Genomic DNA, 15332 nt, shown 5'->3' on the forward strand with positions numbered 1-15332 from the left:
GAGCCAGGTGCTTGCGCGCCGACCCATGTACTTGTGCGCCGAGCCATGTACTTGCGCGCCGAGCCATGTACTTGTGCGCCGAGCCAGGTAACGGCGGGGGTGGGGTCGGCGCACAACGACTGGGGTCGACGAGAGCATCGCGGCTCGGCACGCGACCGCTCCGAGACCTGACCCCCACCCCTGGCGAGTGAGGGGTTTTCGGTCGGGTGAGCGAGCGGAATCCCGCCCGGCGAGTGCGCGACGATGAACCGACCCGCCCCCGAACGAAGGACGACCATGCCCCGCGACGCGCACTCCAGCTCGATGATCACGGACCCGCAGGTCCTGGCGGTGCTCGACGAGCTCTACGAGCGTGAGCGCCACATCGAGTGGGCCGAGTACGCCTGGCACGCGGACCCCCACCGGCACGCGGAGACCGGGTTCTCGCTCAGCCCCGAGCAGGGCGACCAGCTCTACCTGCTGGCGCGGTACGGGCGGGCTCGGAACGTCGTCGAGTTCGCGACGTCGCTCGGCTTCGCCACGATCTACCTCGCGGCCGCCGTACGTGACGCCGGAGGCGGGATCGTCCGCACCGCCGAGCTCGTGCCGGAGAAGGCGGAGCGGGCGCGGGCGAACGTCGAGCGGGCGGGGCTGGGGGAGTACGTCGAGGTCCTCGTCGGGGATGCGCGCGAGACGCTGACGTCCGTGCCCGACGGCGTCGACCTCGCCCTCATCGACGGCTGGGCGCCGGACGTGTCCCTCGAGGTCCTGCGCGTGATTGAGCCGAAGCTGCGCAGCGGCGCGCTGGTGTACAACGAGAACCTCGACGCCTCCTTCCTCGACCACGTCCGCGGCGACGGGAACGGCTACCGGAGCGTGACCCTGCTCAGCGGCTCGGAGTACAAGCCGAAGGGCGAGCTGGCGCTCAGGATGTGAAGGAGTCGGGCGACGTCGCCGGCCGGTGACAGCTCGCGACCGTCCGGCGATCGCCGCCCGCCTGTGACCCCTACCACGGCGAGCGACTCCTCGATAGCATCGGCGTCGTCGGGGCCGTACGGGGGTGTGCGCGGGAGCCATCGCCCGGATCAGGGCCGCGGCATCCACCCGGCGATCCGCGCGAGCAGGCACCACACCTGGTCAACGACGAGCCAGTGGTGCGCGTGTCGCCACCTGTCAAGGAGGCACATCATGACCGACTCGACCGACTTCACCCGCTCCGGGGTCTCCCGGTTCAAGGACCGCGACCTGGGCGTCCAGCGGTTCCGCTGCGAGGTGGGCGTCCCGCTCGCCGAGCAGAAGCATCTCGGCCACAACCGCTGGCACCCGGACATCCCGCCCCTGGTCGAGGTGGGCATCGGCGACGAGCTCATCCTCGAGTCCGGCGGCTACGACGACTACCAGCTCAAGGACGTCGACGACGACGCCGACATCCACTCCTTCGACCTCACCCGCACGCACCCGCTGACCGGCCCGGTCAAGGTCGACGGCGTCAAGGCGGGTGATCTTCTCGTCGTCGACATCCTCGACGTGCTCCCGCTGTCCGGGATCGGCTACTCGAACATCCTGCCCGGCATGGGTGGGCCGCTCGCGTCGCAGTTTCCGCAGGGCTTCAAGACGATCTGGGACCTGCACGGGACGTACGCCACGAGCCGGCAGATCCCGGGCGTGGAGATCCCGGCGATCAGCCACCCGGGGATCATGGGCGTGGCGCCCTCGCACGAGCTGCTGCGGATCTGGAACGAGCGCGAGGACCCCCTGATCGCCGACGGCCTGGCCGGTCCGCGTGCGGACGCCGTCGCGACGTCCGTCCTCCGCGACCTCGAGGGCGACGAGTGGCGGCGCGTGGCCCAGGACGCCGCCCGCACGATCCCGCCGCGCGAGAACGGCGGCAACATGGACATCAAGAACCTCTCGCGGGGCTCGCGCGTCTACTACCCGGTGTTCGTCGACGGCGCTCTGTTCTCCTCGGGCGACTTCCACTTCGCCGAGGGCGACGGCGAGGTCACCTGGAACGCCATCGAGATGGACGGGGCCGGCTGGTACCGGTTCGGCGTCATCAAGGATGGGATGGCGCGCTACGGCGTGAGCACGCCGATGTTCCGGCCCTCGCCGTTCGATCCGCAGATGGGGACGAGGTACCTCTCCTTCACCGGGCTGTCCGCGAGCGGCTCCGAGCAGAAGTACCTCGACACGACGATGGCCGCCGTCCAGGCCCTCGAGCAGGCGATCGAGTACCTGGGGAAGTTCGGCTACACGCCCGAGCAGGCGTACACGATCATCTCGGTGGCGCCCTGCGAGATGCACGTGGGCGGGATCGTCGACATCCCGAACGCGGCGGTCGTGCTCAAGGTGCCGGTCGACATCTTCGACAAGGACATCCTCCCGCAGCCGGAGTAAGGCCCGGTCCCGCGGGGGTGGGTGCGGCTCGCGAACGGAGCACGACGTCGAACCCCTCACCCCCGCTGCGGGACCGACGTCTCTTCGCCGACCTCACACTCGGTCTGACGGCACCACGCCCCCTCGCCGACCTCACGCTCGGTCCGACGGCACCACGCTCCCTCGCCGACCTCACGCTCGGTCCGACGGCACCACGCTCCCTCGCCGACCTCACGCTCGGTCCGACGGCACCACGCTCCCTCGCCGACCTCACGCTCTGTCGCCGAGACGGCCGACGGCGTCTGTGAGGTCGGCGAGGGGGGCGGGTGGCCACTGCTGACGTCGCTCTCTCGTGCACCGCGCCATGTACTTGTCCGCCGAGCCAGGTACCTGCGTGCCGAGCCGTGTACTTGTCCGCCGAACCAGGTAACGGTGGGGGTGGGGTCGGCGTACAACGACTGGGGTCGACGAGAGCATCGCGGCTCGGCACGCGACCGCTGGTGTCGGCGCGGGTCCGTAAGCTGCCTTCCGGCTCTCGGGGGGCGGTGACGGGGCACCTGCACGGTCACCACACCACATCGAGTCGGTCCGACCACTCGTGTGTCACGGCGACCGCGAGCGGGCGTGGATGAATGGCGCCGTCGCGCCTGGTCCGTCACTGCGAGGCGCCCCACCGGCCTGGTGCAGGGAGGGGCCCGTCAGGCCGACCGGCCGGTGCGTCGCCGCGTCCGGGGCATGAGGTCGGTGACCGGCGAGAGACTGAGCCGGACACCGTCGGGCACCTTTGCGACGATCCGCTCGACCGTGAGGGCAGGGTTGCCGGCCTCGGAAGCGCTGAGGTGCAGCACCGTGTGGCCCGCACGCTCGAGTGCCTGGTCCCGACGTCGTTCCTTCATCAGGGCGTCCGAGGTGACGGTGGGGTCGGTGCCGAACTTCGAGTGCCCGTCGAACTCGACGATGAGCCATCGCGGCCTCCCGTCCGGCGTCGTGCCGATGGGGATGGCAAGGTCGACCCACCACCGGTGCCCGTCGGCCGCGATCGGGCACTGCTGTACCGCGTCGCGCACGCCCCAGACGAGAACGATCCACCTGACACGCGACTCCCACGCCGACTCCGACCAAGGCGACGCCAGCTCGACCAGTCGGATGGCGCGCCGGACGCCCCGTGCGCCCCGGAACTCGGTGCGCAGCCGGCTGATCAGCAGGGCTCGCAGCTCGCCCGCCTCCCGATCGACCCGTTCGCGCTCCGTCCGACTCGCTCGGCACATCCTGGCGAACACGTGATCCAGCGTGACGATCGCCTGCTCTGGATCACGAAGGCGTGCGAAGTCCATCGCTGTCCGCTCGAGCGTGGTGACAGGCTGGCCGCCGATCATCACGATGTCGTGGTCAGCCACGGTGAACTCGTGTCGGAGCACGTCACGGGCACTCCCGGGCCCCGCGGGACTCGGGGCCGCGAGGTGCACCGTGGTCGGCACCGTCCATGTGTAGAGGTCGTGGACCGCAGCAGCCGATTCCAGTACCAAGGGCCGAGGAGTCGACGTCCGTGCCTGGGCCGCGGTGCATCGTGCGCGGTAGAGGGCCCGTGTGCGTGCACCTCCGTTGAGCCCCTTCGGCACCACAGCGACGGCACCGCGGCGGACCGTGACCAGCTCAGTTCCTTCGTTCGACCGCGACCTGGCCAAGGGGTCGTGAAGGCCGCGGACGTCGCCCAGGAGGACCCGCAACGTCGGTGTTCCCGTGGGCAGCGCCGAGTTCATCATGGCCCGACCCTGAGTCACGACGTCCGGTACGACTGAGGAGGACATCGCGACCTGTGGATGGACGTGTAACCGCAGTGCCTGTGGTGATCCCGTGGCGTCCCGGATGGTGCTCACGCCCGGAAGCTGGGCAGGCATGGACGGAGGCGCGTGCTGCTCGCACACTCGAGCGTGCGACGCGACCTGTGGGGGCCCGGCGATCGTCGAACCACCACCTTGTCGCCGACCCATGTACTCGTCCGCCGACCCGTGTACCTGTCCGCCGAACCAGGTGACGGCGTGGGTGGGGTCGGCGCACAACCTCTAGGTTCGGCGGCAACCCTCGGGGTCGGCGCACAACATCTAGCTTCGGCGACAACCCTCGGGGTCGGCGCACAACCTCTAGGTTCGGCGGCAACCCTCGGGGTAGGCACCCAACATCTAGCTTCGGCGACAATCATCGGGGTCGGCGCACAACCTGTGGCCTCGGCGCAGAGGGGGCGCGGGTGCCGAGAAGGGGAGCGGAGGTATCGGGAGAACCCCGGCGCGCGTCCACCGCACCACGCGCAGAGCGGTAGCGTGCTGGGTGGCACGCGTCCGACGTCGGGCACGTGCGTGATCGTTCATCGCCCAGGAGGTCGGACCATGGTCCAGCGGCAGTTCCCCCGCCCCAGCGAGATCTTCGAGCTGGTGCAGCTCCGGCGGCCGAGCCTCGACCTCAAGAAGCGGCGGCTCGCCTCGGCTCTGACGATCGAGGACCTGCGCCGCATCGCCAAGCGCCGCACGCCCGCCGCCGCCTTCGACTACACCGACGGCGCCGCGGAGGCCGAGCTGTCGCTCGCGCGGGCCAGGCAGGCTTTCCGGGACGTCGAGCTGCACCCGTCGATCCTCCATGACGTCTCGACCGTCGACACGAGCACGACGATCTTCGGCGGACCGTCCGCCATGCCGTTCGGCATCGCGCCCACCGGCTTCACCCGCCTCATGCAGACCGAGGGCGAGAGCGCGGGCGCGGGGGCGGCCGGCGCGGCGGGCATCCCGTTCGCCCTGTCCACCCTCGGCACCACGTCGATCGAGGATGTCCGCGCCGCCAACCCCACGGGCCGCAACTGGTTCCAGCTCTACGTCATGCGGCAGCGCGAGACGTCGTACAACCTGGTCGAGCGCGCGGCTGCGGCCGGTTTCGACACGCTGCTCTTCACCGTCGACACCCCGATCGCCGGCGCCCGCCTGCGCGACGCCCGCAACGGCTTCTCCATCCCACCGAGCCTCACGCTCCGCACCATCGCCGACGCGATCCCGCGGCCCTGGTGGTGGTACGACTTCCTCACGACGCCGAAGCTCGAGTTCGCCTCCCTGTCCTCCACGGGCGGCACCGTGGGCGAGCTGCTCGACTCCGCGATGGACCCCACGATCGACGACGACGACCTCGCGACCATCCGCTCGATGTGGCCGGGGAAGCTGGTGGTCAAGGGCGTTCAGACCGTCGACGACGCCAGGCGGCTCGTCGACCTGGGCGTCGACGGGATCGTGCTGTCCAACCACGGCGGTCGTCAGCTCGACCGTGCACCGGTTCCGTTCCACCTCCTGCCCGAGGTCGTGCGCGAGGTCGGCCACCACACGGAGATCGCGCTCGACACCGGGATCATGAACGGCGCCGACATCGTGGCGGCGCTCGCGCTCGGTGCGCGGTTCACGATGGTCGGGCGCGCCTACCTCTACGGGCTCATGGCCGGTGGGCGCGACGGCGTCGATCGCGCGATCCAGATCCTCTCCGAGCAGGTCGTCCGCACGATGAAGCTGCTGCAGGTCGCATCCGTCGAGGAGCTCGAGCCGCGGCACGTCACGCAACTGCAGCGACTCGTGCCGCGGGCGGCGCCGGGTGGTGTGGCGGGCGAGGTGCCGGCGAGGTCGGCGTCGTCGGTCTGAGCGGCACGTAGCGAGGAGCACGACGCACGCTGACCGCGCTCCCGACGCGATTTCGTCGAGATTGCGGTTTGTCGTCCTCGAGAGTGCGGCTCAGCCCCGCACATAAGCGCGTTCTTCCGCCTGCGCTCGCACCCACCCTCAGGCCCACCACTCCCCTCGGATAGTGTCGAAACGCAACGACGCAACCGCCTGGGGAGGCCCCGATGGAGAAGTACTTCGCCGGCATCGACGCCGGGACGACCGGCACGACGGTCATGATCTTCGACCGCGACGGCAACGTCATGAGCAGCGGCTACGCCGAGTACCGGACGAAGCACCCGCACCCCGGGTGGGTCGACCAGGACATGCACGAGCTGTGGGAGGGCGTCTGCCTCGCCTCGAAGCAGGCCACCAGCCGGTTCCGCGGTGATCTGACGAGCATCGTCTCGATCGGCGTCTCCTCGCAGCGCGGCTCGTTCGTCCCGGTCGACAAGGACTGGGAGCCGCTGAGCGACGCCATCGTCTGGTCGGACGGCCGCGCCACCGCAGAGACGCAGTGGATCAACGACGAGATCGGCTCCGACGAGTACTGCCGCATCACCGGCCTCAACCCCTCGAGCTTGTGGGTCTACCCGAAGCTCAAGTGGCTCAAGGACCGCCGCCCGGAGATCTACGACCGCACGTGGAAGATCCTCAACGGCCAGGAGTGGATTCTCCACCGGCTCGGGTCGACCGAGCTCTTCGCCAACCCGTCGGCGCTCAACTACAACGGCATGTTCGACCTCACCACGCTCGACTACTCCCCGGAGCTGTTCCAGCGGGCGGGGCTCGACCTCGACCTCATGCCGCCGATGGTCCACGACCTGCGGCCCGTCGGTGCGGTCTCGGCGGCCGGCGCGCTGGCCACCGGCTTCGCCGAGGGCACGGTCCTCTCGCCGGGCGGCGGCGACCAGCAGTGCGCGGCCGTCGGCTCGGCCGTCAACAAGGCCGGCATGGCCGAGCTCTCGCTGGGCACGGCGGCGGTGATGGTCGCCCAGCTCGACGAGGCCCCCGACATGGCGGCGAACCTCGACAGCGGCGTCTCCTTCGGCGCCCACGCGATCCCGCACCGCTGGGACATGGAGGGCACCGCGCATGCCGCCGGCGTCGTGCTCCGGTGGTGGCGGGACACCTACGGCCAGCCCGAGGTGACGGCGGCCGAGGCCCTCGACCTCAGCCCGTACGACCTCATCACGCTCCAGGCCTCCCAGGCGCCGATCGGCAGCGACGGCCGGAGGCGGTGCGGTGGTCCCTCGGGTGACCACGTGGACATCGAGCATGCGGGAACGCCCTTCCTGTTCGTCGTCGAGCAGCAGCTCGGCGGCCTGCCGCCCGAGCTCGTCGATCTGTTGGTGGATCGTGGTGAGCCCCGGTCGCACGTAGGACGCGAGGTGGATGTCGTCGAAGCCGACGACGCTGATGTCGTGCGGTACCGCGAGGCCGTGTTCGTCGAGCGCGCGGATCGCCCCGATGGCGGCCAGGTCGTTGACGGCGACGATCGCGGTGAGGTCGGTGCCGCGGGCGAGGAGACGGAGCGTGCCCTGGTAGCCGGCCTCCTCCTCGAAGTCCGCCTCGACGACGAGCGTCGGGTCGACGTCGATCCCGGCGGCTGCGAGACCCTCCCGATAGCCGGCGGCGCGCTCGCTCGCCACGGCGATCTCCGGCCGTCCCCCGACGTGGGCGATCCGCCGGTGCCCGAGGTCGAAGAGATGTTGGACAGCGAGCCGGCCGCCGGACCGGTGGTCGCTGGTCACGGACGTGGCGCGGCTCGGGTCGAGCTCGCGGTCGAGGGCGACGAACCGCATGCCGTCCAGCGCCCGGACGAGCCGGTCGTCGTCGAGCTGGTCTTCGACAAGGACGACTCCGGCGACGTGGCGTGCCCGCATCTGAGCAATCGCCTCGGCTGTTCGTCCGGGGTCGGCGCCGGTCGCGGTGAGTAGCAGGACCGCGCCGTGGCGGGCCGCCACCTCCTGGACCCCCTGGGCGAGCTCGGAGAAGAACGGGTTGGTGATGTCCGGGACGACGATCCCGACCGAGGAGCTCTTCCCGCGCTTGAGCTGACGGGCCAGCTCGTTGGGGCGGTAGCCGAGCTCCTCGGCGACGGCGCGCACGCGCTCTCTGGTCGTCTCCGCGACGCGCCCGGTGCCGTTGAGCGCGCGGGACGCGGTCGTCACCGAGACGTGCGCGGCTCGAGCGACCTCCCTGATGCCCACCTGGTCCTCCTCGTCGAGGTCCGCGCCGGAGATGCTCGCCGCGCCCCTCGGCGGGGCGGCGGTCGTGGGGATGCCGGGTCTGTCCTGGCGTCACTGCCGATGCGGAAACGTTTGCGCATGATGGTGCACCTGCGTCGGGAGGAGAGCAAGCAGGTGGAGCGGATGCGCAAATATGCGCAACAGGCGGGGGAGCGTCAGGCCCAGCGACCGAGCCGCAGACTCCCGAGCCACTGCTCGGCGTCGAACTCGGTGAAGGTCCCCGCGTCCTCGAACCCGAGCCGCCTGGCCAGCCCGATCGACCGTGCGTTGTCCACCGTGCTCACCAGCAGCACCGGCTGGTCCTCGAGGTGCGCGGCGGCCTCCCGCAGGAGCAGGCCGGCCGCCTCGCGCGCGAGCCCGCGCCCCCACACCGACCGACGCAGCACGTAGGACAGCTCGAGCTCCTCGCCCTCGTCGCGCACGTGCCCGGGTCGGGTCGCGGGCCGGCGGTCGAGGACGACCATGCCGAGCAGGTCGTCCGACTCCGCGTCGGCCACGACGAACTCGCCCGACCCCTCCGTGGACCACGAGATGCTGCGGGCCGTCAACAGGTCCCGCACGCGCCCGGCGGGGACGGCCCCGCCGAGGTGGCGGCGCACGTCCGGGTCGGACCGCAGCTCGACGAGACCGTCGAGGTCCCGGTCGATCGCCTTGCGCAGCGCGACCCTCTCGCCGGCGGCGGAGCGGAACGGCAGGTCGACATCAGGCATGCCCCTGATTGTGCGTCCATGAGCGTGGCAGCACCTAGTTTTCGGAGAACCAGAACCCACATCTGAGCACCGGGTGGACAACCTGTCTGCACCGGTCATACCTTCCCGAGCACCCGCACCGACCGGAGCTGCGGGCCCAGGCCCGCACGGCACCACCCTGCGGGCCCACGCTGCGACGAAGGAGCACCCCATGTCGGACCTCAACGCCCGGTTCTCGCTCGAGGGGAAGACCGTCCTCCTCACCGGCGCCTCGCGCGGCATCGGCGAGGCGATCGCCCAGGTTCTGGCGGAGGCCGGCGCTGTTTTCGTCCTCTCGGGCCGCGACGAGGCCGCGCTCGAGGACACCGCCGCCGCCGTCCGCGCCCACGGCCGCACCGCCCACCTCGTGCCCGCCGACCTCACCACCCCGGCCGGCGCGCGCGAGCTCGGCCGCAAGGCCCTCGAGCTCCTCGGCCACGTCGACGTGCTCATCAACAACGCCGGCGTCGCGCGCGTCGCCCCCTACACCGAGCTGAGCCAGGAGGACTGGGACCTCACGCTCGCCGTCAACCTCACGGCCCCGTTCGCCCTCACGCAGGAGATCGCGCCGAGCATGATCGAACGCGGGCGCGGCAAGATCATCAACATCGCGTCGCAGACCGGCGTCATCGCCGCCGACGACCACGCCGCCTACGCCGCCTCCAAGGGCGGCCTCATCTCGCTGACGAAGGTCCTCGCCGGCGAGCTCGGCCCGCACAACATCCAGGTCAACGCCGTGGCCCCCACCGTCATCCTCACGCCGATGGGCGAGCAGGTCTGGGGCCCGCCCGAGAAGGGCGACCCGATGAAGGCGAAGATCCCGCTCGGCCGATTCGGCCAGCCCGTCGAGGTCGCCGACCTCGTCCTCTACCTGGCGGCCCCCGCGTCCGACTTCATGACCGGCAGCACGGTCATGCTCGAGGGCGGCTACACCGCCATGTGACGCGGGGGTCGACACACCCCGCCCGACGGCGAACCCCGCCCCGCTCCCTGCCCGCCCCGATCGCCGAGCGACCGCACCACCCCTTGCGGCCGCGCGGCTGTCGGCGTGCAATGGCGGTATGACCACGACCGCCCCGACGACGAACCCCGACGCCCAGCGCCTCGACGTCGTCGTCGACGACTCGTCCTGCGACCTCGACGACCTCTCGCCGTGCGGCGGCGTCGAGATCAGGGCCGGTGCCGACGTCGACTGGGACGCCCTCGTCGCCCGCGCCGTCGACTCGTCCTGGCCCGGCTTCGAGCTGCTCGGCGGCGCGGCGGCGACGGTCGGCGAGGCGGTGCGGGCCAACGCGGAGCGGTACGGGCAGGCGGTCGCCGACGTCGTCGCGTCCGTGCGTGTCCACGACCGCGCCGACGACGCGCCGCGCACCTTCGCCGCCGTCGAGTGCGGGTTCGTGCCCGGCGGGTCCCGGTTCACCGAGGCGCTCGCCGACGGGCGGCCGCGCTACGAGATCCTCGACGTGCTGTTCCTCCTGCGCCAGGGCGACATCACCGCCCCGATCCGGGACGCGGAGCTGGCGACGCTCCTCGGCGTCGAGCCCGGCGCGCGCGTCCCGCTCGCCGACGCCGCCCGCACCGCCGCGGCCGCCTGAGCACCGCCCCCCCGCGGACGCTCCCCGAACCACCGCCCACCCTCGTGAGAGACTGCCGGGCGTGGCAGGTGGCGACGGTCGGCTCTCGCACGAGCTCATCCCCGGAGAGAAGGGCCCGCAGGACTCCTGCGGCGTGTTCGGCGTGTGGGCGCCCGGCGAGGAGGTCGCGCGGCTGACCTACTTCGGCCTGTACGCCCTCCAGCACCGGGGCCAGGAGGCCGCGGGCATCGCCACCTCGGACGGGCAGTCGATCCTCGTCTACAAGGACACCGGGCTCGTGTCCCAGGTCTTCGACGACCAGGCGCTCGAGTCGCTGCAGGGGCACCTCGCCGTCGGCCACGCCCGCTACGCGACCGCCGGTGGCCGTGCCTGGCACAACGCCCAGCCCACCCTCGGCCCCACCGCGACCGGCACCGTGGCACTCGGCCACAACGGCAACCTCACCAACGTCCGCGAGCTCCTCGAGATCGTCCGCGAGCGCTCGGGCACGGACCTCAGCGGCGACCTCGGCAAGGGCTCCTCCACCGACACCGCCGTCATCACACACCTCCTCGGCACCGAGCCGGCCACCGCGGGCGGGCTCGGCGACGCCGCGACGGCCGTCCTGCCGCTCCTGCGCGGCGCCTTCTCGCTCGTGTTCATGGACGAGCACACGCTCTACGCCGCCCGGGACGCGCACGGCATCCGCCCCCTCGTCCTCGGGCGGCTCGAGAGCGGCTGGGCGGTGGCGTCCGAGACGGCGGCGCTCGACATCGTCGGCGCCACGTTCGTCCGGGAGGTCGAGCCCGGCGAGCTGCTCGCCATCGACGCCGACGGTGTGCGATCGAGCCGCTTCGCCGAGGCCGAGCCCCGGGGCTGCATCTTCGAGTACGTCTACCTCGCGCGCCCCGACACCACGATCGCCGGCCGCTCCGTCAACTCCGCGCGCACCGAGATGGGCCGGGCGCTGGCCCGCGAGGCCCCCGCCGACGCCGACCTCGTCATCCCCACCCCCGACTCCGGCACGCCCGCCGCGATCGGTTACGCCCAGGAGTCCGGCCTGCCGTTCGCCCAGGGCCTCGTGAAGAACGCCTACGTGGGCCGCACGTTCATCCAGCCCACGCAGACGATCCGCCAGCTCGGCATCCGGCTCAAGCTCAACCCGATGCGCGAGGTCATCGCGGGCAAGCGGCTCGTCGTCGTCGACGACTCGATCGTCCGCGGGAACACCCAGCGCGCGCTCGTGCGGATGCTGCGCGAGGCCGGCGCCGCCGAGGTGCACGTCCGGATCTCCTCACCGCCGGTCAAGTGGCCCTGCTACTACGGCATCGACTTCGCCTCCCGTGCCGAGCTCATCGCCAACGGGATGAGCGTCGAGGAGATCCGCGCCTCCCTCGGCGCCGACTCGCTCGGCTACATCTCCGTGGACGGCATGGTCGCGGCCACCGCCGTCGACGCCGGGCGCCTGTGCACCGCCTGCTTCACCGGCACGTACCCGATCCGCCACGAGAACGCCTCACTGACCCCGGTGGTGTCCGCATGACCACGCCCACGACGCCGGAGCCTCGCCCCGTGGTCCCCGCACCTTCGGGCGGGGAGACGGGGGAGGCCATCACCTACGCCACCGCCGGCGTCGACACGGAGGCCGGCGACCGCGCCGTCGAGCTGATGAGGTCCGCCGTCCAGCGCACGCTGACCCCCGAGGTGCTCGGCGGGTTCGGCGGCTTCGCCGGGCTCGTCGACGCGAGCGCGCTCAAGGACTACGGCCGCCCGCTGCTCGCCACCTCGACCGACGGCGTCGGCACGAAGATCGCGATCGCGCGGGCCATGGGCGTGCACGACACGATCGGGCAGGACCTCGTGGCGATGGTCGTCGACGACATCGTGGTGGTCGGTGCGAAGCCGCTGCTGATGACCGACTACATCGCGTGCGGGAAGGTCGAGCCCACCCGGATCGCCGACATCGTCCGGGGCATCGCCGCCGCCTGCGAGATCGCCGGCGTCCCGCTGCTCGGGGGCGAGACCGCCGAGCACCCGGGCCTCATGGCCCCCGACGAGTACGACGTGGCCGGCGCCGCCACCGGCGTGGTCGACGCCGAGGACGTGCTGGGCCCCGAGCGCGTCCGCGACGGCGACGTCCTGCTCGCCATGGCGTCCTCGGGCCTGCACTCCAACGGGTACTCGCTCGTGCGGCGGGTGGTGGACGCGGCCGGCTGGGCCCTCGACCGCGACGTCCCCGAGCTCGGCCGGACGCTGGGGGAGGAGCTGCTCGAGCCGACGGCCCTCTACACGCGCCCCTCGCTCGACCTCGCCGGCGCGCTGGGTGCCGACCTGCACGCGTTCACGCACGTCACCGGGGGAGGGCTCGCGGCGAACCTCGCGCGCGTGCTGCCGGCCGGGCTCGTCGCCGGCGTCGACCGCGGCTCGTGGGCCGTGCCGCCGATCTTCGGCCTGCTCCAGGGCCTCGGGCGCGTGCCGTGGGACGACCTCGAGGGCACGCTCAACCTCGGCGTCGGCATGGTGGCCGTGCTCGCGGCCGACCGCGTCGACGAGGCGATGGTCCTGCTCGCGGACGCCGACGTGCCCTCGTGGGTCATCGGCGAGATCGCGCTCGGTGACGGCTCGGCCCCCGACGGCGCGCGCGTCGTCAGCGGAACCAAGGGCGTCGACGGCGGAGCCGTCCACCTCACGGGCAGCTACCGCCCCGCCTGACCGGCGCTCGCTCTCCCTCGTCGAGATTGCGGTTGGTCGTCATCGAGATTGCGGTTGGTGCACGTCGAGATTGCGGTTGGGAGCCCCGCACGTGTCGAGGGTGCGGTCCAGCGCCGTCGTCTCTCGTCGAGATTGCGGTTGGTGCACGCCGACATTGCGGTGGGGAGCCGCCGCCCGCCCCGCGCACATGTCGAGAGCGCGGCTCAGCCGCCTCCCACGCCCGCGGGCACGCCGAACCGACGACGCCTCGCGCCGTGTCGCTGTGGACCTCGTCCGACGTACCGGGGTGGTGACGCCCCGCCCTGACCTCGCCCGGCGGTCACCGGGCGTTCGGCGTCAGGAACGGGCCGAGTAGCCGTCCCACTCGTCGTCGTCGTCCGCCGCCGGAGTCGTCTCGTACGACCTCTGGTTGTCGCCACCGTCTCCCCGGGACGCGAGCTCGCGCTCGAGTGCCGCGTAGTCGGTCGCAGGGCTGAAGTACTTCAGCTCGCGGGCAACCTTGGTCTGCTTTGCCTTCTGACGGCCGCGCCCCATGGAGCCGACCCCCTCCAACGTAGGAACCGGGGCAAGCATCGCGAACGATGGGGTCCCGGCTGAGTGGTCAAGTATCTGTCGTGGGCCCACCGTACCCCGCCGTCGGGGCGGGTGCCCATTCCCGCCAGGGCGTCGTTGGGCACACACCACGGGTGCACGACGACGACGCGCCGGCCCGGAGCGCTCTGCTGTTCGGCGTCGTGCGGGGTGTGATGTGCCGCCGTCCACCGCTGCCCGGTCCGCCGGAGTGGTCCCTTATGTCGGGACCATGGGCCCAGGATTTCGGACCGTGCAAGGCCGACGATGATGAGGACCGCTCGAACCGGGACGAGGGATGCAGAAGATGGACGCGACGCCGACCGACGACCTGATGACACCCGCCGAGGTGGCCGCCTGCTTCCGGGTGGATCCCAAGACGGTCACGCGGTGGGCGAACGCCGGCAAGCTCGCGGCGGTCCGCACCCTCGGTGGGCACCGCCGGTTCCGCCGCGACGAGGTCGAGGAGCTCATGCGCAGCGTCGGGCTGGACCCGGAGGCCCGGCAGCGCGCCGCCGGGTGAGGCCGCACAGAACGACGCCGAGCCCGTAGGTCGTGCGTCCACCTCACCGACGGCGTCGGTGGGCTCGGCACGGGGCCTGCGGGCTCGGCGCGTGGAGCGTCTGCTCCGGTCAGTCCTTCTTGCCGCGGATGGCGGCGATGACGAAGACGCCGACGACGGCCGCGGCCACACCGGCGACCGTCAGCGCGCCGGAGTCGCCCTCCTTCACGCCCTTCGCGAGGCCGGTGGCCTTGTCCTTCACCCCGCCCACGGCGTCCTTGGCCCCGGCCTTGGCGGCCTCGACCTGACGCTTGGGGTCGAGCTTGTAGGACAGCTCGCCGACGGTCGACGTCAGCTCGGCCCGGGTCCGCTCGATCTCGGCCTGGATCTCCTCGGCCGACTGCTTCTTCTTCTCCGGCGCGGAGCCGTTCGCCTCGCTCATCGCTGAGACCCTTCGTCCGAGGTGGTGTCGTCGTCGCTGCCGAGACCCTTCTTCAGGGCCGCGACATCCTCCTTGAGGCCCTCCTGCGGGGCGACGTTGTACTGCTTGTGCTTGTTGAGCGTCTTGATCCCGACGAGGGCGAGGATCCCGACGACGAGGAAGATCGCCACCGTGACGATGAGCGCCGACAGCCACAGCGGCAGCGCCTCGGCGATGCCCCACGTCGCGGTGAGGAACACCATGCCCAGGCCGTAGAGCGCGAGGACGCCCGCGACCGCCAGGAAGACGGCGCCCTTGGAGATCTTGCTGATCTTCTCGGTCGCCTGCGTCTTCGCCAGGTTGATCTCACCCTTGACCAGGGCAGAGACCTGCTGGGACATCCGGCTGAAGAGCTCGCCGACCGACGGCTCGGCGTTCGGGGCGTTCGGGGACAGCCCCGGTGCCTGGCGCGCTTCTGTGGGGTCGACGCCGCCCAGATCGGGTTGGCTCACCGTGGATCATCTCCTCCGTG

Annotated in this window: 13 protein-coding genes and 2 pseudogenes; 9 read left to right on the top strand and 6 right to left on the bottom strand. The window is 71.6% G+C overall.

Going from position 1 to position 15332, the window contains the following annotated elements:
- Positions 1-276 precede the first annotated feature (276 nt).
- Both ACZLMO_RS04090 and ACZLMO_RS04095 read left to right on the top strand, forming a co-directional pair.
- The gene (locus ACZLMO_RS04090; protein ID WP_425715535.1) at positions 277-915 is read left to right on the top strand and encodes an O-methyltransferase; all 639 of its coding nucleotides are present in this window, start codon (positions 277-279) and stop codon (positions 913-915) included.
- A gap of 252 nt (positions 916-1167) precedes the next feature.
- Positions 1168-2376 (top strand): acetamidase/formamidase family protein, encoded by a 1209-nt coding sequence (locus tag ACZLMO_RS04095; RefSeq protein WP_463652946.1) that lies wholly within the window; start codon positions 1168-1170, stop codon positions 2374-2376.
- A 677-nt stretch (positions 2377-3053) separates the two neighbouring features.
- On the opposite strand, the gene ACZLMO_RS04100 is transcribed toward ACZLMO_RS04095, so the two are convergent.
- Positions 3054-3752 carry a hypothetical protein gene (locus ACZLMO_RS04100; protein ID WP_463652947.1) on the bottom strand — a complete coding sequence of 233 codons (699 nt, stop codon included), beginning with the start codon at positions 3750-3752 and terminating at the stop codon, positions 3054-3056.
- Between the two features lie 987 nt (positions 3753-4739).
- Between ACZLMO_RS04100 and ACZLMO_RS04105 the strand changes: the two genes are divergently transcribed.
- Positions 4740-6023 (top strand): alpha-hydroxy acid oxidase, encoded by a 1284-nt coding sequence (locus tag ACZLMO_RS04105; protein WP_463652948.1) that lies wholly within the window; start codon positions 4740-4742, stop codon positions 6021-6023.
- Positions 6024-6226: 203 nt separating this feature from the next.
- A pseudogene (locus tag ACZLMO_RS04110) lies at positions 6227-6961 on the top strand (xylulokinase); the annotation flags it as partial.
- Between the two features lie 384 nt (positions 6962-7345).
- Here the strand turns inward: ACZLMO_RS04110 and ACZLMO_RS04115 are convergent.
- Together ACZLMO_RS04115 and ACZLMO_RS04120 are read right to left on the bottom strand one after the other, a co-directional pair.
- Positions 7346-8254 (bottom strand): annotated as a pseudogene (locus tag ACZLMO_RS04115) (LacI family DNA-binding transcriptional regulator); the annotation flags it as partial.
- A gap of 194 nt (positions 8255-8448) precedes the next feature.
- Complete coding sequence (locus ACZLMO_RS04120; RefSeq protein ID WP_463652949.1) at positions 8449-9003, bottom strand: GNAT family N-acetyltransferase; 555 nt, start codon at positions 9001-9003, stop codon at positions 8449-8451.
- 190 nt (positions 9004-9193) lie between these two features.
- Between ACZLMO_RS04120 and ACZLMO_RS04125 the strand changes: the two genes are divergently transcribed.
- The 4 genes from ACZLMO_RS04125 (at position 9194) to purM (ending at position 13307) form a co-directional block, all read left to right on the top strand.
- A complete protein-coding gene (locus tag ACZLMO_RS04125; protein WP_463652951.1) occupies positions 9194-9964 on the top strand; it encodes an SDR family NAD(P)-dependent oxidoreductase in 771 nt (256 codons plus the stop codon).
- A 118-nt stretch (positions 9965-10082) separates the two neighbouring features.
- A complete protein-coding gene (locus tag ACZLMO_RS04130; protein ID WP_425713774.1) occupies positions 10083-10616 on the top strand; it encodes a hypothetical protein in 534 nt (177 codons plus the stop codon).
- Positions 10617-10677: 61 nt separating this feature from the next.
- A complete protein-coding gene (gene purF, locus ACZLMO_RS04135) occupies positions 10678-12138 on the top strand; it encodes an amidophosphoribosyltransferase (protein ID WP_425713773.1) in 1461 nt (486 codons plus the stop codon).
- Positions 12135-13307, top strand: coding sequence for a phosphoribosylformylglycinamidine cyclo-ligase (purM, locus tag ACZLMO_RS04140; protein WP_463652952.1), 1173 nt, complete (start codon positions 12135-12137; stop codon positions 13305-13307). Before purF ends, purM begins: the two co-directional genes overlap by 4 nt.
- A gap of 336 nt (positions 13308-13643) precedes the next feature.
- Here purM and ACZLMO_RS04145 read toward each other — a convergent pair whose 3' ends face one another.
- Entirely contained in the window at positions 13644-13841 is a 198-nt protein-coding gene (locus ACZLMO_RS04145; RefSeq protein ID WP_425713771.1) for a DUF3073 domain-containing protein, read from the bottom strand.
- A 343-nt stretch (positions 13842-14184) separates the two neighbouring features.
- Between ACZLMO_RS04145 and ACZLMO_RS04150 the strand changes: the two genes are divergently transcribed.
- The gene (locus tag ACZLMO_RS04150) at positions 14185-14400 is read left to right on the top strand and encodes a BldC family transcriptional regulator (protein WP_425713787.1); all 216 of its coding nucleotides are present in this window, start codon (positions 14185-14187) and stop codon (positions 14398-14400) included.
- Positions 14401-14509: 109 nt separating this feature from the next.
- Here ACZLMO_RS04150 and ACZLMO_RS04155 read toward each other — a convergent pair whose 3' ends face one another.
- Positions 14510-14821 carry a DUF3618 domain-containing protein gene (locus tag ACZLMO_RS04155; RefSeq protein ID WP_425713770.1) on the bottom strand — a complete coding sequence of 104 codons (312 nt, stop codon included), beginning with the start codon at positions 14819-14821 and terminating at the stop codon, positions 14510-14512.
- A complete protein-coding gene (locus tag ACZLMO_RS04160) occupies positions 14818-15312 on the bottom strand; it encodes a phage holin family protein (RefSeq protein ID WP_425713769.1) in 495 nt (164 codons plus the stop codon). Before ACZLMO_RS04160 ends, ACZLMO_RS04155 begins: the two co-directional genes overlap by 4 nt.
- Positions 15313-15332 lie beyond the last annotated feature (20 nt).

This window comes from Georgenia sp. G2120, assembly GCF_055326485.1.